The sequence below is a fragment of the Pseudomonas sp. B21-041 genome, assembly GCF_024748675.1.
GTDB lineage: Bacteria > Pseudomonadota > Gammaproteobacteria > Pseudomonadales > Pseudomonadaceae > Aquipseudomonas > Aquipseudomonas neuropathica.
The window spans coordinates 1,493,631-1,513,870 of sequence record NZ_CP087175.1 but is presented as its reverse complement, the minus strand read 5'-3'; the positions used below and the strand labels follow the sequence as shown (position 1 = coordinate 1,513,870).

Here is a 20,240-nt window from a genome sequence, read left to right as displayed (position 1 = left end):
CGGATCCTCGTTACAGGGTGATTTTGGTGCCGAGCAAACCAAGGAAACCGGCCAGCCAGTTCGGATGCGCCGGCCATGCCGGGGCTGTGGCCAGATTGCCTTGAACGTGGCCGTCCGTCACCGGGATATCGATGTACGTACCACCCGCCAGTCGCACTTCCGGCGCGCAGGCCGGATAGGCACTGCATTCGCGCCCTTCAAGCACGCCCGCCGCTGCCAGCAATTGCGCGCCGTGGCAGACCGCAGCAATCGGTTTGCCGGCCTTGTCGAAGGCGCGCACCAGGTCGAGGACTTTTTCGTTCAGGCGCAGGTATTCCGGCGCCCGACCGCCGGGGATCAGCAGCGCGTCGTAATCGGCCTCGCTGACCTTGGCAAAGTCGAAGTTGAGGGCGAACAGGTGACCGGGCTTTTCGCTGTAAGTCTGATCGCCTTCGAAGTCATGGATCGCGGTGCGCACGGTTTTGCCGGCAGCCTTGTCCGGGCACACGGCGTGGACGGTGTGACCAACCATTTGCAGGGCCTGGAACGGCACCATCACTTCGTAATCTTCGACGTAATCGCCGACCAGCATCAGGATCTTTTTCGCGGCCATGGGGAGGACTCCTCTGGGGGAATGCTTGGGAGTATTCAAGGTAGACCTTATCCGCGAGGTCGGGTAACAACCGGCTACTACCGAGTTGACTCATCGCTGGCAAGCCAGCTCCCACAGGTTCTGAGGCGACCACCGATGTTGTGTTCAACTCGGACACTGTGGGAGCTGGCTTGCCAGCGATGCGATCTCAAACTGTACGGATAAGTCTGTGCCTAGCTGTAACAGCCCGAACTGCAAGGTTTATGGCTTTATGAAGGTCATTCCCTGCCACCTTCAATTCCGGTCCCCCATCATGTCCTCGCGCGAAAACACCGGCATGGCCCTCGGCCTGCTCGGCGTGGTGATTTTCAGCCTCACCCTGCCCTTCACCCGCATCGTGGTGCAGGAACTGCATCCGCTGCTCAACGGTTTGGGCCGCGCATTGTTCGCGGCGATTCCGGCGGCGCTGTTGCTTTTGTGGCGTCGCGAGAAGTGGCCGACATGGCAGCAAGTCAAAGGCCTGAGCCTGGTGATCGCCGGGGTGATTCTGGGTTTCCCGGTGTTGTCGGCGTGGGCCATGCAAACGTTGCCGGCGTCCCACGGTGCCTTGGTCAACGGACTGCAACCGCTGTGCGTGGCGCTGTATGCCGCGTGGTTGTCCCATGAGCGGCCGTCAAAAGCCTTCTGGGCCTGCGCAGCGTTGGGCAGTGCGTTGGTGCTCGGTTATGCGCTATACACCGGGGCCGGCAGCATTCAGGCGGGTGATCTGTTGATGCTCGGCGCGATTGCCGTCGGAGGACTGGGCTACGCCGAAGGTGGCCGGTTGGCCAAGGAGATGGGCGGCTGGCAGGTGATCTGCTGGGCGCTGGTGCTGTCGACACCGTTGTTGATCGGGCCGGTGCTGTATCTGGCCCTGCAACATCAGGGCGCAGTGTCGGCCAAGGCCTGGTGGGCGTTCGGGTATGTGGCGCTGTTTTCGCAGTTTCTCGGATTTTTCGCGTGGTACGCAGGGCTGGCCATGGGCGGGATCGCCCGGGTCAGTCAGATCCAGTTGCTGCAGATCTTCTTCACCATCGCGTTTTCGGCGCTGTTCTTTGGCGAACATGTCGAGCCGATTACCTGGGTGTTTGCCTGTGGCGTGATTGCAACGGTCACGCTCGGGCGCAAAACCGCCGTGCGCCCTGCCCAACCTGCCACAGCCTGAACACATTCCCTTGTAGGAGCTGCCGCAGGCTGCGATCTTTTGATCTTGTTTTTTAAGATCAAAAGATCGCAGCCTGCGGCAGCTCCTATAGTGGTTTTATTTCAGATCTTGTCAGGTCAGGTAGCCGTCGGCGCGCAGGAGTGTTTCCAGGCAGTGCTCGCTGATGTGGTAGAAAGCCTTCAATTCTTCGATCTTCACCAACAACTGCGCCGGGTCCACCGGCTCGGCGCGCTTCACCGCCAGAATCATTTTGTTCTTGTTGGTGTGATCCAGCGAGATGAATTCGAAGACCTTGGTCTCGTAGCCGCAGGCTTCAAGGAACAGTGCGCGCAGACTGTCGGTGACCATTTCCGCTTGCTGACCGAGATGCAAACCGTATTGCAGCATCGGCTTGAGCAGCGCCGGGCTCTGGATCTGCAGGCGGATCTGTTTGTGGCAGCACGGCGAGCACATGATGATCGACGCGCCGGAACGGATGCCGGTGTGGATCGCGTAATCGGTAGCGATGTCGCAGGCATGCAGGGCGATCATCACGTCCAGCTCGCTCGGCGCCACACTGCGCACGTCACCGCACTTGAACACCAGCCCCGGGTGATCGAGTTTCGCTGCAGCGGCGTTGCACAGGTTGACCATTTCCTCACGCAACTCGACGCCGGTGACCTCGCCTTCAGCCTTGAGCGTATTGCGCAGGTAATCGTGAATGGCGAACGTCAGATAGCCCTTGCCCGAACCGAAATCTGCCACCCGCACTGGTTTGTCCAGCGCCAGCGGCGACGAGGTCAGGGCATGGCTGAACACTTCGATGAACTTGTTGATCTGCTTCCACTTGCGTGACATCGCCGGGATCAGCTCATGCTGCGCGTTGGTCACGCCCAGGTCCTTGAGGAACGGTCGGCTCAGTTCGAGGAAGCGATTTTTCTCGCGGTTGTGCTCGGCAGACGGCGCTTCGCGCAATTGCTGAGGCCTGCTCTTGAACAGCGAACTCTTGCCCTTTTTGCTGTATTCGAGCTGGGCTTCATCAGTCACCGCGAGTAAATGGGCATTTTTGAACGAGGCCGGCAACAACTCGGCAATCGCCGTCACACCGTCAGCCAATGGCAGGTTTTTGGTGATGTCGCGGGTTTTGTATCGATAGACGAACGACAGATTCGGCTGCGCCTTGACCGTCACCGGTTTGATGATGACTCGCTGCAGATCCACTTCTTCGCCGACGTATTTGGCCAGCACCAGTTTGATGAAGCCGTTCTGTTCGAGGCTGGTTTGCAGCAGCTCGATGAACTGGGCGTGGTGATCGGGCGCAGGCTTGATGGACGGGGCAGTAACGGACATGGAAAAGCGGCCTCGGACGGGCGAAATCGGGAATGGCGGGTATTTTAGGGGGGATGGGGGTTGGGGACACGCTCTTATTTACCGAACGGTTGGTTAAAGCGGCCCTCACCCTAGCCCTCTCCCAGAGGTAGAGGGGACTGATTGGGGGATATTGACGAGATACACCGACTTGAACGATTTGCCTTGAATCCATAATCGACACGGTTTTTCAGGTCGATGTCGAGCGCAAGACACCTCGGTCGGCCCCCTCTCCCTCCGGGAGAGGGCTGGGGTGAGGGTTTGTCTCACCCCAGCACAATCAACCGATTCGGCAACTCATTCCTCACCTGCGTCACCGGCACATGCACCTTCAGCAATTCCCCACACGCCTCGATACACGTCACAAATCCCTCCAGCGTGCGCCCCTGCCTGACCTGCTCGGTAAACGCCGCGACAATCGCATCCCAACTCTTGTTATCCAACCGCTTGGAAATCCCCTCATCCACCAGAATCTCCACATACCGCTCCGCCTCGCAGACAAAAATCAGCATGCCGGTACTGCCCACGGTGTGGTGCAGGTTCTGCTCTAGAAACTGCCGCCGCGCCAGATTCGAGGCGCGCCAGTGGCGCACGCGACGCGGGATCAAATGAGTGGTGATTTTCGGCAAACGAAACAGCAGACACAGCACGATAAACGCGCCCCACTGCACCAACAGCAGACTGCGCAGGGTCAGCCAGCCGGTCAGGTAGTGCACGACGCCCGGCACCACCAGTGCCAAGAGGCTCGCCCACAGCAGCGGGATGTACGCGTAGTCATCGGCGCGCGCGGCTAGCACCGTCACCAGTTCGGCGTCGGTGTCGCGCTCGACCCGGGCAATCGCCTCGGCGACTTTGCGTTGTTCGTGTTCGGTCAGTAGTGCCATGTTGAAAAGTGCCTGCTCATTATTCTTCTGATATCACCAGCCGCCGGACGAACCACCGCCGCCGAAACTGCCCCCGCCGCCGCTGAAGCCTCCACCTCCACCGCCGCCGCCAAAACCACCACCGCCAAAGCCGCCCCCTCCTCCTGAGCCGCCCCGGCCGGCAGGCAGGATACCGAGCATCTGGCAGACAAACACCGTCAGGATGAACAACATCACCAAAAACACAAACAATGCCGGATGCCGCGAGATGAAATCATCGGACGGATCACCGGTGGATTCATACACCGTCGACGGTTCATCGAGCGGATTGCCACCCAGCACCACCAGCATCGCCGCCACGCCGTCGCTGATGCCTTTGCTGAAATTGCCGCTCTTGAACGCGGGCGTGATGACTTGATGGATGATCACTGAAGTCTGCGCATCGGTCAGCCGATCCTCCAGGCCATAACCGACTTCGATGCGCAGTTTGCGCTCGTCACGGGCAACGATCAGCAGCGCGCCGTTGTTCTTGTCCTTTTGACCAATCGCCCAATGACGCCCGAGTTGAACGCCAAAGTCCTCGATGGTCGTACCTTGCAGATCCGGCAGCGTGACCACGACCAACTGCTCGCCGGTCGCCTGTTCGTGGGCCTGCAACTGCTGGGTCAGTTGCGTGCGCACCGACGGCTCGAGCATCTGCGCTTCGTCCACCACCCGCCCGCTCAGCGCCGGGAACGTCAACTCGGCCTGGGCGCTGACGGCGAACAGCCACAGCATCAGCACCAGACCCATTTTCAACACGCGCATGGACAACCTCGAATCAGAATTTCACTTCCGGGGCCTTTTCCGCGCCGGGCGTGGTGGCTTCGAAGGTTTCGCGGATCGGCAGATCGCTGTACATCACGCTGTGCCAGAGGCGACCGGGGAAGGTGCGGATCTCGGTGTTGTATTTCTGCACCGCCAGAATGAAATCGCGGCGAGCCACCGCAATGCGGTTTTCCGTGCCTTCCAGCTGCGATTGCAGGGCGAGGAAGTTCTGGTTGGCTTTCAGATCCGGATAGCGCTCGGACACCACCATCAGGCGGCTCAATGCGCCGGTCAGTTGGTCCTGCGCCTGCTGGAATTGCTTGAGTTTCTCGGGATTGTCGAGGGTGCTGGCGTCGACCTGAATCGAGGTCGCTTTCGCCCGCGCCTCAATCACTGCCGTGAGGGTTTCCTCTTCATGCTTGGCATAACCCTTCACCGTTTCCACCAGGTTGGGGATCAGGTCGGCGCGGCGCTGGTACTGGTTCTGCACCTGGCCCCACGCAGCTTTGGCCTGTTCGTCGAGGGTCGGGATATTGTTGATTCCGCACGCGGTCAACAGCGTGGCCAGCACCAGCAGTGTGGCGACCTGCAAACGCGAGCGATTGGTTGGGCTTACATTCATCGCAGTGATGCTCCTTGGCACATATCATTATAAAAACCGAGCGCGAAACATTCTCAGCGGGCTGTTGGGGCATAATCGGCCGCGTCGCTGGATTACGACGGGGCAATGGGCTAAAAAGTGCCCTGCGTGATCATGCGGCCAAGTGTCGGCTGCCGTTTTTTGGCTCTGTTTCTTTGAGCCTGTACCCGAACAACAATAGTCGCTCCCTAAATTTTGGCTGGCCGGCGTTGCATTGCCGCATGGGCCCTTGAGAAAACTATTCATGAAGAAGCTGTGTTTGCTGGGTCTGTTCGTCAGCCTGGCCAGTCATCAAGTATTGGCCGCCACGACCCCGGTACCTCTGGAAAACAAGGACGCGTTCATCAGCAACCTGATGAAGCAAATGACCCTCGACGAGAAGATCGGCCAGTTGCGCCTGATCAGCATCGGCCCGGAAATGCCCCGTGAGCTGATCCGCAAGGAGATTGCCGGTGGCAACATCGGCGGCACGTTCAACTCGATCACCCGCGCGGAAAACCGTCCGATGCAGGACGCCGCCATGCGCAGCCGCCTGAAGATTCCGATGTTTTTCGCGTACGACGTGATCCACGGTCACCGTACGATTTTCCCGATTCCACTGGCCCTCGCTTCGAGCTGGGACATGGACGCCATCGGTCAGTCCGGGCGCGTTGCTGCTAAAGAAGCCGCTGCCGACAGCCTCGACATCACCTTCGCGCCGATGGTCGACATCTCCCGCGACCCGCGCTGGGGCCGCAGCTCCGAAGGCTTCGGTGAAGACACCTACCTGACTTCACGCATTGCCGGCGTCATGGTGCGCGCCTATCAGGGGGCCACCCCGAGCGCGGCCGACAGCATCATGGCCAGCGTCAAGCACTTCGCCCTGTACGGCGCGGTCGAGGGCGGTCGCGACTACAACACTGTCGACATGAGCCCGGTGAAGATGTACCAGGACTACCTGCCACCGTACCGCGCCGCGATCGATGCCGGCGCTGGCGGTGTGATGGTCGCGTTGAACTCGATCAACGGCATTCCGGCCACCGCCAACACCTGGCTGATGAATGATCTGCTGCGCAAAGACTGGGGCTTCAAGGGCTTGGCGGTTAGCGACCACGGCGCGATCTTCGAACTGATCAAGCACGGCGTCGCCCGCGACGGTCGTGAAGCGGCGAAGCTGGCGATCAAGGCCGGTATCGACATGAGCATGAACGACACCCTATACGGCAAAGAGCTGCCGGGACTGCTCAAGTCCGGCGAGATCGAACAGAAAGACATCGACAACGCCGTACGCGAAGTGCTCGCGGCCAAGTACGACATGGGCCTGTTCAAAGACCCGTACCTGCGCATCGGCAAGGCTGAAGATGATCCGGCCGACACCTACGCCGAAAGCCGCCTGCACCGCGCCGAGGCCCGTGAAGTGGCGCGTCGCAGTCTGGTGCTGCTGAAGAACCAGAACGAAACCCTGCCGCTGAAGAAAGACGCAAAAGTCATGCTGGTCGGCCCATTGGCCAAAGCACCGATCGACATGATGGGCAGCTGGGCCGCCGCCGGGCGCCCTGCGCAATCGGTCACGCTGTTCGATGGCATGAGTTCGGTGATCGACAACAAGTCAAACCTGATCTACGCCCGTGGCGCCAACATCACCAGCGACAAGAAGGTGCTCGACTACCTGAACTTCCTCAACTTCGATGCGCCGGAAGTGGTCGATGACCCGCGCCCGGCCAACGTGCTGATCGACGAAGCGGTAAAAGCCGCCAAGGACGCTGACGTAATCGTTGCGGCTGTGGGCGAATCCCGTGGCATGTCTCATGAATCCTCCAGCCGCACCGACCTGAACATCCCGGAAAACCAACGTGAGCTGATCCGCGCGCTGAAAGCCACCGGCAAACCGCTGGTGCTGGTGCTGATGAACGGCCGCCCACTGACCATTCTCGAAGAGAACCAGTCGGCTGACGCGATTCTGGAAACCTGGTTCAGCGGCACCGAGGGCGGCAACGCCATCGCCGACGTGCTGTTCGGCGACTACAACCCGTCGGGCAAACTGCCGGTGACCTTCCCGCGCTCCGTGGGCCAGATCCCGACTTACTACAACCACCTGAGCATTGGCCGGCCGTTCACGCCGGGCAAACCGGGCAACTACACCTCGCAGTATTTCGATGACACGACCGGGCCGCTGTTCCCGTTCGGTTATGGCCTGAGCTACACCCAATTCGCCCTCAGTGACATGGCGCTGTCGTCGACCACCCTGAACGCCACCGGCAAACTCGACGCCAGCGTCATGGTCAAGAACACCGGCAAGCGTGACGGCGAAACCGTGGTGCAGTTGTACATTCAGGACGTCACCGGCTCGATGATTCGTCCGGTGAAAGAACTGAAGAACTTCCAGAAAATCATGCTCAAGGCCGGTGAACAGAAAGTCGTGCACTTCACCATCAGCGAGGATGACCTGAAGTTCTACAACGCCCAGCTCAAATACGCGGCGGAGCCTGGCAAGTTCAACGTGCAGATCGGCCTGGATTCCCAGGACGTGACGCAGCAGAGCTTTGAATTGCTGTAACCGGTTTTTGCTCGGCTGATCGTTCCCACGCTCCGCGTGGGAATGCCTCAAGGGACGCTCCGCGTCCAGTGACGCGGAGCGTCACGGGCTGCATTCCCACGCAGAGCGTGGGAACGATCATCAGGTGAGCGGTTATCCGCGGCGGTCGAGGATGTTGACCACCACCCGATCCACCCAGCCCCACACCCGCTGCTTCACCCGTCGCCACAACGGCCGGCGCTGCCATTCCTCCAGACTCACCTGCTGACTCAGCCAGAAGTCCTTCACGAAACTCGCCTCTACCGCTGCCGTCAACGACGGATCCAGCGCCTCCAGATTCGCCTCCAGATTGAAGCGCAGGTTCCAGTGATCGAAGTTGCACGAACCGATGCTCACCCAATCATCCACCAGCACCATTTTCAAGTGCAGGAAACACGGCTGATATTCGAAGATCTGCACGCCAGCCTTGAGCAGTCGCGGATAGTAACGATGCCCGGCGTAACGCACTGACGGGTGATCGGTGCGCGGCCCGGTCAGCAGCAAACGCACATCGACTCCGCGTGCAGCAGCCTTGCGCAGGGAGCGGCGGATTTTCCAGGTCGGCAGGAAATACGGTGTGGCCATCCAGATGCGTTTTTGCCCACTGTTCAAAGCGCGGAACAGCGACTGCAGAATGTCGCGATGCTGGCGGGCGTCGGCATACGCCACGCGGCCCATGCCCTCGCCCTTGTCCGGTACGCGTGGTAATCGCGGCAAGCCGAAATGCGCGGCCGGGCGCCAGGCGCGGCGATAGCGGTTGGCAATCCACTGGCGGTCAAACAGCAATTGCCAGTCGATCACCAGTGGGCCGCTGATCTCGACCATCACTTCGTGCCACTCGCTGGTGTCGTGCCCCGGTGTCCAGAACTCATCAGTGACTCCGGTGCCGCCGACCACTGCCAGACGCTGATCGACCAACAGCAACTTGCGATGATCACGATAGAAATTGCCGACCCAGCGCCGCCAGTTCAGCCGATTGTAGAAACGCAGTTCAACCCCGGCATGGGTCAGGCGCTGACGCAGATTGAGGGTGAACGCGAGGCTGCCGTAATCATCGAACAGGCAGCGCACGCGCACACCACGCTCGGCGGCCAGCACCAACGCTTGCACGATGGTTTCGGCACAGGCGCCGGCCTCGACCAGATACAACTCCAGTTCGATCTGCTCCTGCGCGCCAGCAATCTGCTCAAGCATGCGCGGAAAGAATTGCGGGCCATCGATCAACAGCTCGAAGCGGTTGCCATCGCGCCACGGGAACACCGCGCCGCGCATGTCAGCGCGCCGTGAAAATCAGCACCGCACCCACCGGCACCGACAGACTGATCGCCGACAGGTCGGCGAGTTTGCGCAGGCTTTCCAGCCCCGGCACCAGATCGAAATCCTCGGCGTTGATCACCAGCGGCTCCAGGGTGACCACTTGAAAACGCCGGTCATCGAGGCGCGTCGCCAGCAGCTCAGCGGGGTATTCGTGTTGCTTGCCGTGCAGGTTGACGGTCAGCGGCAGACGCAATTCCAGCTGCGCACCGGGAGCCAGATCGTTGATTGGGCGCAGGTCGATCTGGGTGGTGATGGTCGCTTCGGGGAATTGCTCGATCTGGAACAGCTCCTTGCGCATGCGCTCGTCACGCAGCGGGATGCCACTGTTGATCGAATCCAGCTCGACTTCGACTTCGGCGCGACCGTTGGGGTCGACCTTGCCGTGCAACACCAGAAAGCGCTGCACCTCGGAAATATGGGTGTTTTTCGTGCTGACAAAAGACAGCCGCGACGACTCGCCGTCCAGATACCAATTGGCCTGCGCCGGCAACGCGACGGTGGCGAGCAGCAGACTGGACAGGGTTGCACAGAGAGAGCGGTTGAACATTGAACACTCGTAGGGCCGATAAACCTGCACGAACCTTAACCGCCCACGCTGTTATTGCAAACTGAAGATCACACCCGGTGGGAGCGAGCCTGCTCGCGAAGACGTCATCTGCCTCAACAGAGAAGGTGCGCCTGCTATTGCATTCGCGAGCAGGCTCGCTCCCACAAAAAACAATCGGGTGTTTCAGGGATTCAGGCGACAGCCTTGCCGTTCGCTTTGCCACTGGGCGCGGTTGCTGCGGCCCATGCCGCTGACCGTGATGGTTTTGTTCGCGCTGTCATCCGTGAATTGGCTGGTCGGCAGCCATTGTTTTACATAGCCACGGCAGTACTCGGCATCATTGTTCATCACATAACGACAGGAACAATATTCCTTGGCGGTGTAGGCGCTGATGATGTCGGGGAAGGCCCACAGATTTTCGCGCTCGTAGCCGACCCAGCCGAGCAACAGGACCAGCATTAACAGGAATAAGCGCTTCATGGGCGCACCGCCTTCAGCACACGCTTAAGCAACTCGTTGTGACGGTAGCTGCCGTCGCGATCATCGCCATATCGCACGATCACCAGTTTCTCGCTGGGGATCACGTAAAGCGCCTGGCCCCAGTGGCCGAGGGCCGCGAAGGTGTCGAGCGGTGCATCGGGCCACGGTGACAAGGCGCCATCGGCCGGGCGATTGAGCCACCATTGACCGCCGGGCACCGCTTCGTCCTGATGAGCCTTGTAGCCGGCGAAGGGCTGCCGATTGAAGTCGACCCACTCCTTGGGCAGCAATTGCCGATCGTTCCAGCGCCCGTCACGGGCCATCAACAGACCGACGCGCGCCAGATCCCTCGCTGTCAGGTAAGCATAAGACGACGCGACAAACGTGCCGTTGGCATCAGTCTCCCAAACGGCGTGACGGATGCCCAACGGTTCGAACAACGCCGTCCACGGATAATCAGGATAACGCTGCGGGCCGACGATATTTTTCAACGCCGCCGCGAGCAGGTTGCTGTCGCCGCTGGAATAACGGAAGGCCTGCCCCGGTTCGGCGTAAGCATCGTGATCGGCGGTGAACGCGGCCATGTCGCGATGGCCCCGGGTGTAGAGCATCGCCACCACCGAGGATTTCAGCGGCGCGTATTCGTAGTCTTCCTGCCAGTCGATACCGGAGGCCCAGTGCAACAGATCGGCGATTTTGATGGCCGGGTGTTGTTCCAGCGGCGGGTAAAACTGCACGACCGGGGCTTCGAGTTTGAACAGGCCTTCGCCATACGCCATACCGAGGACGGTGGCCATCAGACTTTTGCTGATTGACCAAGTCAGATGCGGGGTTTGTTCGGTGGTCGGGCCGGCGTAACGTTCGTAGAGGATCTGGCCGTCGTGGATGATCAGCAGGGCATCGGTGCGGATGCCTTTGCGGGTTGTGTCGTCGCGGGGTGGGAAGGCGTAATTATCCAGCGCTCCGGTATCGGTGATCGTCGTGCCGATTGGCCATTCTTCACCCGGCCATTGTTCGGCGTGAACGGTGAAGCTGATCAGTAGCAGAAACAGCGACAGGCCTTTGCGCATGGTGAGGGCTCTTGGGGAGAACCTGCTGAGATTAGTCGGGACTCATGACAAATTTGAGATTTTGCTTTTCCATGAAATCGCCATCGCTGGCAAGCCAGCTCCCACAGGGTTCTTGAGTGGATACAAATTTTGTGAACACCTGTGAAACCTGTGGGAGCTGGCTTGCCAGCGATGGGGCCAGTCAGGACACCACCAGTGCCTTGGCCAACCGCTTGGCCCGAGCGCCAGAGGCCAACTGCATCACCCCCCGATCCCGCTGCCACATCTGCGCCCATTCTGCCGGCCCGTAAGTCAACGCCTGACTCACCTCCCCCTCCAGCGCTTCAAACTGCGCAAACAACCCGCCCAACAACACATGCCCGGCCGGATTGTTCGGCGGTTGCCGACTCGCCTCCGCACACCCGGCCAACAGCGCCAGCAAGCGCAATTGCAGCGCCTGCGGCCAGTCACTGTCCTGGCCGACGCCATACAGCCACGCGGTCATCGCGCTCAGCACATAAACGTCCTCCAGGGTGCGGAACGGTTTGACGTAAGCGTCCCAACCATCGCCGGCCAACAACTCGCACAACGCGTTATCAAGCTGCAGCCGACCATGGCTGATGTCAGGCATCAACGGCAGCGCCGGCAGCTTCTCCACGGTCACGCCGGGTTCGCCGGGATACACCACCGCCAGACTCAGGCGCGGCGTTTCACCGGATTCTTCACTGCGCGCGGCGATCAGCAACCAGTCCGCCGCATCGCCGGCGGTGACAAAATCCTTGCGTCCGCTCAGACGTAAATCGGCAAGCCGCGTGTGCATGTCCGCCGGGCGCAAACTGCGCTGTTCGGTCGCACACAACGCACCGAGGCTCAGCGGTGCACTCGGCCACAACATGCGCAATGCCGCCTGGTAACCGACCAGAAACGCCAGCCCCGGCGTCGCCATCCGCCGCCCGCCCGCGACCGCCAATTCGAACGGGGTGACGTTGCCCAGTTGCTGCAACAACGTCGCAAAACCCTCGGCCAGGTCAGCAACGGCGGGCAATCGTTCACGGCGGTGCAGCAAATCTGGCCAGGGCATAAGAGGCTCCTTGTGGGCTGTCATATAAGCATCACCGAACGTTCATGGCGATGACACCGGGGCTACATAGCCTGACTTTGCACAACACGGCTGCATAAAGAAAGTCGATCGGCTGCAACCCACGACGGGTTAAAGGCCCGTACGGAGATTCACATGACTCAGATCGCCCGCATCAGCGACACCGGCAATGAACGCCGCCTGCAAGCCGAACGCCTGATCGGCGCCGAGGCCTTGCAGCAAGCCCAGGCCTTACGCTTCAACGTCTTCAGCGGCGAGTTCAACGCCAAACTGAAAGGCGCGGAACTGGGTCTGGACATGGATGATTATGATGTTCACTGCAGCCACATCGGTGTGCGTGACTTGAACACCGGCCGTTTGGTGGCGACCACGCGTCTGCTCGATCACACCGCCGCCAGCAGCCTCGGCAAGTTTTACAGCGAAGAAGAATTCAGCCTGCACGGCCTGACGCATCTGCAAGGCCCGATCCTCGAAATCGGTCGCACCTGCGTCGACCCGGCCTATCGCAACGGCGGCACCATTGCGGTGTTGTGGGGCGAATTGGCCGAAGTGTTGAATCAGGGCGGTTACAGCTACTTGATGGGTTGCGCGAGCATTCCTATGCAAGACGGCGGCATCCAGGCCCACGCGATCATGCAGCGTTTGCGTGAACGCTATCTGTGCACCGAACACCTGCGCGCCGAACCGAAAAATCCGCTGCCGACGCTGGATATTCCTTCCAACGTGATCGCCGAAATGCCGCCGCTGCTCAAGGCCTACATGCGCCTGGGCGCGAAGATCTGCGGCGAGCCGTGCTGGGACGAAGACTTCCAGGTCGCCGATGTGTTTATCCTGCTCAAGCGCGACGAACTCTGCCCGCGCTACGCCAAGCACTTCAAGGCGGCCGTGTGATGAGCCGGCTGCGGGTGTACGCGCGGATCGCGCGGGTGCTGCTGGTGGTGGCGCTGGGGTTGACCATGGCCACTGTCTTTGGCGTATTTGAACGAATTGGCCTGGCGCATTCGATGGAACGGCGTCAGCGCTGGTCGCGCTTCTTCATGGCGCGCCTGAGCAATGCCCTGCCCTTTCGCGTGACCGTGCACGGTGAGCTGCCGAAACAGCCGATGCTGTGGGTCAGCAATCATGTGTCGTGGACTGATATTCCGCTGCTCGGCATGCTCACGCCGTTGTCGTTTCTGTCCAAGGCCGAAGTGCGTACCTGGCCGGTGGCTGGTTGGCTGGCGGCGAAGGCTGGCAGCCTGTTCATCCGTCGCGGTTCGGGCGACAGCCAGTTGATCCGCAAGCAGATGACCCGTCACCTGCAAACCGACCACGCCCTGCTGATGTTCCCGGAAGGCACCACCACCGATGGCCGCTCGCTGCGTACCTTTCATGGTCGCTTGCTGGCGGCGGCGATTGATTCCGAGGTGATGCTGCAACCGGTGGCGATCCGTTATCTGCGTGATGGCAAGATCGATGCGCTGGCGCCGTTCATTGGTGATGATGATCTGCTCTCGCACCTGATGCGTCTGTTCAGCAATGATTGCGGCGATGTCGAAGTCCATCTGCTCAAGCCGCTTGCCTGTCAGGGTCGTGAGCGTGCGGCGTTGGCATTTGAAGCACAGCAGGCGGTGCAGAAGGCGTTGTTTGGTGAGGTGGCGAAACCGGCCGAACCGCGTCGTGCAGGCGAACTGATCGCCGCCTGAAAACACACATCCCCTGTAGGAGTGAGCCTGCTCGCGAAAGCGGTGTCTCAGCCAATGTAGATGCTGAATGACACGCCGCCTTCGCGAGCAGGCTCGCTCCCACATTTAGATCTTCAGTGATTCGGGGTTTTGGGCGAAGTCCTGGAGTTGCGGGTAGAACAAGCGGAAGTCTTCACTCAACGGCTCATACAACCGCCGCAATTCCTCCATCGCCCCCGCCAGCTCTTCCGGCCGGGTCAGTCGCCGTGAGATGCCGCGCAACACCTGCTCCAGCACTTCAAATTCCTGATACGAGCCCAACCAATCATTGGCGACCATGTGCGGGGCAATCTTCGCCAATCGCTCGGGCAGTTGCCGTTCGCGGGTCAGCACCCGATACACATCAGCGGTGAAAACCTCCAGCGGCTGATCGGCATACAACCGCCAGTCCCGGGCCAGGCAATGATCGAAAAACACGTCGAGGACGATCCCGGCATAACGCCGCCTCGTATCGGAAAACCGCCCCAACGCAACGTCCACCAACGGATGGCGATCGGTAAACACGTCAATCCGCCGATGCAGTTGAATGGCCGCCTCGACCTCCGGGGCAAACTGCCCTTGCAGCCGACCTTTGACGAAATCGCCATACAGACTGCCGAGCAGTTGCCCGGGGCGCTGGCCACCGAGGTGTAAATGTGCGAGATAGTTCATGGGCGCAGCTTAGCACTGCGACCCACAAGCCATACACCCACGTATCGTTATAACGCGATATACCAATTTATGCTGATGTCAGATCAAAATCATATTGGTGTATCGCGATCTAACGATTTATATTTCGCCACATCGCGATATAGCGTTGTACACATTGTGAGCACCCTGCCATGAACCTCGACCTCGACGAAATAATAAAAGCCCTGGCGCACCCAGTACGGCGAGACATCCTCAACTGGCTGAAAGACCCGAAGAACGAATTTCCGGAACAGTTGCACAACCACGAGTACGGCATCTGCGCCGGGCAGATCGATCAACGCTGCGGCTTGTCGCAATCGACCGTTTCGGCACACCTCGCAACGTTGCAGCGCGCCGGCCTGATCAGCAGCCAGAAGGCCGGGCAATGGCACTTTTTCAAACGTAACGAGGACGTGATCCAGGCGTTCCTCAGCACCCTCAGTAAAGAGCTCTGACCCTTAACGTCAGCCAGCCGACAAGGAAACCTGCATGCCCCTCTCGCTACTCATTCTCGCCTTGAGCGCCTTCGCCATCGGCACCACCGAGTTCGTCATCATGGGCCTGCTGCCCAATGTGGCGGCCGACCTCGGTGTGTCGATACCCGGCGCCGGTTGGCTGGTGACCGGATACGCCCTCGGCGTGGCCATCGGTGCGCCGTTCATGGCCATGGCCACCGCCAGACTGCCGCGTAAAGCGGCGCTGGTGGCGTTGATGGGCATCTTTATTGTCGGCAACCTGCTCTGCGCCATTGCCAGTGATTACAACGTGCTGATGTTCGCCCGGGTGATCACCGCGCTGTGCCACGGTGCGTTCTTCGGCATCGGTTCGGTGGTGGCGGCCAATCTGGTGCCGGCCAACAAACGTGCTTCGGCGGTGGCGTTGATGTTCACCGGCCTGACCCTGGCCAACGTCCTCGGTGTGCCGCTGGGCACTGCGCTGGGTCAGCAATACGGCTGGCGCTCGACCTTCTGGGCGGTGACCGTTATCGGCGTGATCGCGCTGATCGGCCTGATCCGCTTCCTGCCGGCCAAGCGTGACGAAGAAAAACTCGACATGCGCGCCGAACTCGCCGCCCTCAAAGGTGCCGGGATCTGGCTGTCGCTGAGCATGACCGCGCTGTTCGCCGCCTCCGTCTTCACCCTGTTCACCTACGTCGCCCCGCTGCTCGGCGAAGTCACCGGCGTGTCACCGCGTGGCGTGACCTGGACGCTGATGCTGATCGGCCTGGGCCTGACCGTCGGCAACATCATCGGCGGCAAACTCGCCGACAAGGGCATGGCCGCGACGTTGATCGGCGTGTTCATCGCCATGGCCGTGGTCTCCACCGTACTGACCTGGACCAGCGTTGCGCTGATCCCGACTGAAATCACTCTGTTCCTCTGGGCCACCGCGTGTTTCGCCGCCGTGCCGGCGCTGCAAGTCAACGTGGTGACCTTCGGCAAAGCCGCACCGAACCTGGTTTCGACCCTGAACATCGGCGCCTTCAACGTCGGCAACGCCCTCGGCGCCTGGGTCGGCGGCAGCGTCATCGCCCACGGCTATGGCCTGACCAGCGTGCCACTCGCGGCGGCGGCTCTGGCCGTGCTCGCCCTGCTGGTGACCCTGATTACTTTCCGTCAGAACGGCAATGCCGATCTGGCCCCGGCAACCAACTGATTAACTTTTACTTACGAGGGTTGTAGACATGGCAACTATTTTTGATCCGATCAAACTCGGCGACGTCGAGCTGGCCAACCGCATCATCATGGCCCCGCTGACCCGCTGCCGCGCCGACGAAGGCCGCGTACCGAACGCGCTGATGGCTGAATACTACGTACAGCGCGCGTCCGCTGGCCTGATCCTCAGTGAGGCCACTTCGGTGACGCCAATGGGCGTTGGCTACCCGGACACCCCGGGAATCTGGTCCAACGATCAAGTGCGCGGCTGGGCCAACGTGACCAAAGCGATTCACGCTGCCGGCGGCAAGATCTTCCTGCAACTGTGGCACGTGGGCCGTATCTCCCACGAGTCGTACCTCAACGGTGAAACGCCGGTGGCACCAAGCGCGATCCAGCCTAAAGGTCACGTCAGCCTGGTGCGCCCACTGGCCGACTACCCAATCCCGCGCGCACTGGAAACAGCTGAAATCGCCGACATCGTCGACGCTTACCGCACCGGTGCCGAGAACGCCAAAGCCGCCGGTTTCGACGGCGTGGAAATCCACGGCGCCAACGGTTACCTGCTCGACCAGTTCCTGCAAAGCAGCACCAACCAGCGCACCGACAACTACGGTGGCTCGCTGGAAAACCGTGCGCGCCTGCTGCTGGAAGTGACTGACGCCGCGATCGAAGTCTGGGGCGCTGGTCGCGTTGGTGTGCACTTGGCACCGCGCGCTGACTCCCATGACATGGGCGATGACAACCTGGCGGAAACCTTCACCTACGTCGCACGTGAACTGGGCAAGCGCGGCATCGCGTTCATCTGCTCCCGTGAGAAAGAAGGCGCCGACAGCCTCGGTCCGCAACTGAAAGAAGCGTTCGGTGGCCCGTACATCGCCAACGAGCGCTTTACCAAGGACAGCGCTAATGAGTGGCTGGCCAGCGGCAAGGCTGATGCCGTGGCATTTGGTGTGCCGTTCATTGCCAACCCGGATCTGCCGGCTCGCTTGAAGGCGGATGCGCCGTTGAATGATGCGCGTCCGGAGTTGTTCTACGGTAAGGGGCCGGTCGGTTACATCGACTATCCAGCGCTATAAGCAGTAGGAACACAAAGCCCCCGACTTTTGAGAGTCGGGGGCTTTTTTGTGCTCGCCTGGAGAATGATTGCGCGTCTGAGTACGTAGCCCCTCACCCCAGCCCTCTCCCAGGGGAGAGGGAGCCGATCGGGGAACGTTCGAAATCGGAGCTCAACCGGATATTTCAGGTCGGCGTAACTCGCAAGAACACCTCGGTCAGTCCCTCTCCTTCTGGGAGAGGGGGCCGATCGGGGAATGTTCGGGACGTGAGTTCAACCGGACATTTCAGGTCGGCGTAACTCGCAAGAACACCTCGGTCAGTCCCCTCTACCTCTGGTAGAGGGGGCCGATCGGGGAATATTCGAAACCTGAGTTCGGCTGGATTTTTCACGTCGGTGTATCTCGCAAGAACACCTCGGTCAGTCCCCTCTACCTCTGGGAGAGGGTTAGGGTGAGGGCAAGCGGCTTACACTCATTCACACAGAAGACACAAATCCCCTACAAAATGCGTAGCTCGCTACGTTTAAACTCCCCCCGCTGCGAAGCTATATAAAGGCAGGCCAATTGACATAAGCGGTGTCAATTACGCATTTTGTTTCATTTGCGCAGGCTGGGGCTCAGGCGCAGCATATCCAACCCTGTATCGACCCAACGCTCGGCCTCGGCATGCAGCTCAAAGCTGTCCGGCGCCAGAAGCCATCCATACAGAAGGCCATCGATATAGCTGTGAATACTGATGGCCGCGCGGGCGGTGTCGAGATCTTCTGGCAACTGGCCGCGATTGACCGCATTACGCAACGTCAGAGCGATGCGCTCGTTGCAATCGAGACTGACGTCCCGGCGCTGCTGGCGCAAATCGCACATTTCATCGGTGAACTCGCACTTATGAAACAGAATTTCGTTGATACGCCGGGTTTTCGGGTCCAGCGCAACTTGATGAAACAAATGAATCAGCAGTTGGCGCATGCAGCCCAACGGATCGAGTTCATCTTCACTTTCGCTGGCCCTGGCCAATTCATCCAGCGGCTCACGCAGCGAATCCAGCATGGCCTGGACCAGATCGGCCTTGTTACTGAAATGCCAGTAAATAGCACCACGTGTGACGCCGGCCATTGTCGCGATATCGGCCAGCGTCGTACGAGCGACACCCCTTTCATAAAAGGCTTTCTCCGCCGCTTCCAGGATCTGGCTACGGGTTTCTTGAGCTTCCTCTTTGGTACGACGGACCATGACAGTAAAACCTCAAACAGGATGTTTCAGGGATGGCTGAATATCCGCTGAATAAAGAGGGGGCGATCTCTCACGGATCTGCTCCCCGGCCTACAATTTCAAACCTTGCGACGAGTTTTGTAACAGGGTGGATACGACGCCAAGGTATTTACAAACAACCATGAACGTAAGTATATTCCTTAGCAAGCTACTTATCCACCCGATACCCATTTTTTACCCTTCCACACTTCTTGTGCGCTTTTTGCGCGCCTGACCCGAGGATCTTCATGCAATTCAAGCCAGCTGTTACCGCTCTGGTCACTGCCGTCGCCCTGGCATCGCTGCTCAGCGGATGTAAAAAGGAAGAAGCGGCACCGGCCGCTCCACCGCCTCAGGTCGGCGTCGTCACCCTGCAACCACAAGCCTTTACCCTCACCTCCGAACTGCCGGGGCGCACCAGTGCGTACCGCATCGCGGAAGTTCGACCACAGGTCAACGGCATCATTCTCAAGCGCCTGTTCAAGGAAGGCGGCGATGTCAAAGCCGGTCAGCAGCTGTATCAGATCGATCCGGCGGTTTATGAAGCGACCCTGAAAAGCGCCGAAGCCAGCCTGCGTTCGACCAAGTCGATCTCCGACCGCTACAAGCAACTGGTCGATGAACAGGCCGTGAGCCGCCAGGAATACGACACCGCCGTGGCCAACCGCATGGAATCGGAAGCGTCGCTGCAGAGCGCGCAGATCAACGTGCGTTACACCAAGGTGTACGCGCCGATCTCCGGGCGTATCGGCCGCTCTTCGGTCACCGAAGGTGCCTTGGTGAGCAATGGTCAAACCGACGCCATGGCCGTGATCCAGCAACTGGACCCGATCTACGTTGATGTCACCCAGTCCTCGGTGGAACTGCTGGAGCTGCGCCGCGAACTGGAAAGCGGTCGTCTGCAGAAAGCGGGTGACAACGCCGCCGCAGTCAAGCTGACTCTGGAAGACGGCAGCCAATACAAGCTCGACGGTAAGCTGGAATTCTCCGAAGTGTCGGTCGACCAGACCACCGGTTCGGTAACCCTGCGCGCCGTGTTCCCGAACCCGGATCACACCCTGTTGCCAGGCATGTTCGTCCACGCGCAGCTGCAGGCCGGTGTCAACAGCGCCGCGATCCTCGCCCCGCAGCAAGGCGTGACCCGTGACCTCAAAGGCACGCCGACCGCACTGGTCGTCGGCCCGGACAACAAAGTCGAGTTGCGTCAGTTGAAGGCCAGCCGCACCGTCGGCAGCCAATGGCTGATCGAAGACGGCTTGAAGGCCGGCGATCGCCTGATCACCGAAGGGCTGCAATTCGTCAAACCGGGCGTCGAGGTCAAACCGACTGAAGCGACCAACGTCGGCACCAAGAACCCGGCCCCCGCTCAGGCAGCTGACAAAGCCGCCGGCGGCAAAGGGGAGTAATC

General features: G+C 60.3%; 20 protein-coding genes. 8 read left to right on the top strand and 12 right to left on the bottom strand.

The genetic code is table 11. From position 1 onward, the window contains the following. Positions 1-10 precede the first annotated feature (10 nt). Complete coding sequence (locus LOY43_RS06700; protein WP_095049176.1) at positions 11-592, bottom strand: DJ-1/PfpI family protein; 582 nt, start codon at positions 590-592, stop codon at positions 11-13. A gap of 292 nt (positions 593-884) precedes the next feature. On the opposite strand from LOY43_RS06700, the gene LOY43_RS06695 reads away from it, so the two are divergent. Then, positions 885-1,775 carry a DMT family transporter gene (locus LOY43_RS06695; protein WP_220558253.1) on the top strand — a complete coding sequence of 297 codons (891 nt, stop codon included), beginning with the start codon at positions 885-887 and terminating at the stop codon, positions 1,773-1,775. 111 nt (positions 1,776-1,886) lie between these two features. Here LOY43_RS06695 and LOY43_RS06690 read toward each other — a convergent pair whose 3' ends face one another. The 4 genes from LOY43_RS06690 to LOY43_RS06675 form a co-directional block, all read right to left on the bottom strand. Continuing rightward, on the bottom strand, positions 1,887-3,104 hold the full coding sequence (locus tag LOY43_RS06690) for an SAM-dependent methyltransferase (RefSeq protein ID WP_258709376.1): 1,218 nt from the start codon (positions 3,102-3,104) through the stop codon (positions 1,887-1,889). A 284-nt stretch (positions 3,105-3,388) separates the two neighbouring features. Beyond that, complete coding sequence (locus LOY43_RS06685) at positions 3,389-4,006, bottom strand: TPM domain-containing protein (RefSeq protein ID WP_038358258.1); 618 nt, start codon at positions 4,004-4,006, stop codon at positions 3,389-3,391. Between the two features lie 33 nt (positions 4,007-4,039). Next, positions 4,040-4,792 (bottom strand): YgcG family protein, encoded by a 753-nt coding sequence (locus tag LOY43_RS06680; RefSeq protein ID WP_220558251.1) that lies wholly within the window; start codon positions 4,790-4,792, stop codon positions 4,040-4,042. A gap of 13 nt (positions 4,793-4,805) precedes the next feature. Continuing rightward, a complete protein-coding gene (locus LOY43_RS06675) occupies positions 4,806-5,414 on the bottom strand; it encodes a LemA family protein (protein ID WP_093438567.1) in 609 nt (202 codons plus the stop codon). 262 nt (positions 5,415-5,676) lie between these two features. On the opposite strand from LOY43_RS06675, the gene bglX reads away from it, so the two are divergent. Continuing rightward, on the top strand, positions 5,677-7,968 hold the full coding sequence (gene bglX / locus LOY43_RS06670) for a beta-glucosidase BglX (protein ID WP_258709375.1): 2,292 nt from the start codon (positions 5,677-5,679) through the stop codon (positions 7,966-7,968). Between the two features lie 132 nt (positions 7,969-8,100). On the opposite strand, the gene LOY43_RS06665 is transcribed toward bglX, so the two are convergent. The 5 genes from LOY43_RS06665 to LOY43_RS06645 form a co-directional block, all read right to left on the bottom strand. Next, on the bottom strand, positions 8,101-9,258 hold the full coding sequence (locus tag LOY43_RS06665; protein WP_258709374.1) for a phosphatidylserine/phosphatidylglycerophosphate/cardiolipin synthase family protein: 1,158 nt from the start codon (positions 9,256-9,258) through the stop codon (positions 8,101-8,103). Between the two features lies 1 nt (position 9,259). Next, positions 9,260-9,850, bottom strand: coding sequence for a YceI family protein (locus LOY43_RS06660; protein ID WP_095049168.1), 591 nt, complete (start codon positions 9,848-9,850; stop codon positions 9,260-9,262). Between the two features lie 183 nt (positions 9,851-10,033). Beyond that, positions 10,034-10,330: an amidase gene (locus LOY43_RS06655; protein WP_220558247.1), complete on the bottom strand. Its 297-nt coding sequence runs from the start codon at positions 10,328-10,330 to the stop codon at positions 10,034-10,036. Further along, positions 10,327-11,400 carry a serine hydrolase gene (locus tag LOY43_RS06650; protein ID WP_095049166.1) on the bottom strand — a complete coding sequence of 358 codons (1,074 nt, stop codon included), beginning with the start codon at positions 11,398-11,400 and terminating at the stop codon, positions 10,327-10,329. Before LOY43_RS06650 ends, LOY43_RS06655 begins: the two co-directional genes overlap by 4 nt. Positions 11,401-11,581: 181 nt before the next feature. Next, positions 11,582-12,460 (bottom strand): acyl-CoA dehydrogenase family protein, encoded by an 879-nt coding sequence (locus tag LOY43_RS06645; RefSeq protein ID WP_220558246.1) that lies wholly within the window; start codon positions 12,458-12,460, stop codon positions 11,582-11,584. A gap of 153 nt (positions 12,461-12,613) precedes the next feature. Between LOY43_RS06645 and olsB the strand changes: the two genes are divergently transcribed. Both olsB and LOY43_RS06635 read left to right on the top strand, forming a co-directional pair. Further along, positions 12,614-13,369, top strand: a complete 756-nt coding sequence (gene olsB, locus LOY43_RS06640) for an L-ornithine N(alpha)-acyltransferase (protein WP_093438600.1) — start codon at positions 12,614-12,616, stop codon at positions 13,367-13,369. Then, entirely contained in the window at positions 13,369-14,163 is a 795-nt protein-coding gene (locus tag LOY43_RS06635; RefSeq protein WP_258709373.1) for a 1-acyl-sn-glycerol-3-phosphate acyltransferase, read from the top strand. Before olsB ends, LOY43_RS06635 begins: the two co-directional genes overlap by 1 nt. A 105-nt stretch (positions 14,164-14,268) precedes the next feature. Here LOY43_RS06635 and LOY43_RS06630 read toward each other — a convergent pair whose 3' ends face one another. Beyond that, positions 14,269-14,853 carry an ACP phosphodiesterase gene (locus LOY43_RS06630; RefSeq protein ID WP_220558245.1) on the bottom strand — a complete coding sequence of 195 codons (585 nt, stop codon included), beginning with the start codon at positions 14,851-14,853 and terminating at the stop codon, positions 14,269-14,271. A 170-nt stretch (positions 14,854-15,023) separates the two neighbouring features. On the opposite strand from LOY43_RS06630, the gene LOY43_RS06625 reads away from it, so the two are divergent. Genes LOY43_RS06625 through LOY43_RS06615 form a run of 3 tightly spaced genes read left to right on the top strand, consistent with a single transcriptional unit; the run spans position 15,024 to position 17,605 of the window. Beyond that, on the top strand, positions 15,024-15,326 hold the full coding sequence (locus tag LOY43_RS06625; protein ID WP_007917068.1) for a helix-turn-helix transcriptional regulator: 303 nt from the start codon (positions 15,024-15,026) through the stop codon (positions 15,324-15,326). A 34-nt stretch (positions 15,327-15,360) separates the two neighbouring features. Then, on the top strand, positions 15,361-16,527 hold the full coding sequence (locus tag LOY43_RS06620) for an MFS transporter (protein ID WP_095049162.1): 1,167 nt from the start codon (positions 15,361-15,363) through the stop codon (positions 16,525-16,527). Between the two features lie 28 nt (positions 16,528-16,555). Next, positions 16,556-17,605, top strand: a complete 1,050-nt coding sequence (locus LOY43_RS06615; RefSeq protein WP_258709372.1) for an alkene reductase — start codon at positions 16,556-16,558, stop codon at positions 17,603-17,605. A 576-nt stretch (positions 17,606-18,181) separates the two neighbouring features. Here the strand turns inward: LOY43_RS06615 and emhR are convergent. Next, positions 18,182-18,814 carry an efflux system transcriptional repressor EmhR gene (gene emhR / locus LOY43_RS06610; protein ID WP_016982806.1) on the bottom strand — a complete coding sequence of 211 codons (633 nt, stop codon included), beginning with the start codon at positions 18,812-18,814 and terminating at the stop codon, positions 18,182-18,184. 266 nt (positions 18,815-19,080) lie between these two features. Between emhR and emhA the strand changes: the two genes are divergently transcribed. Continuing rightward, complete coding sequence (emhA, locus tag LOY43_RS06605) at positions 19,081-20,238, top strand: efflux RND transporter periplasmic adaptor subunit EmhA (protein WP_095049160.1); 1,158 nt, start codon at positions 19,081-19,083, stop codon at positions 20,236-20,238. Positions 20,239-20,240 lie beyond the last annotated feature (2 nt).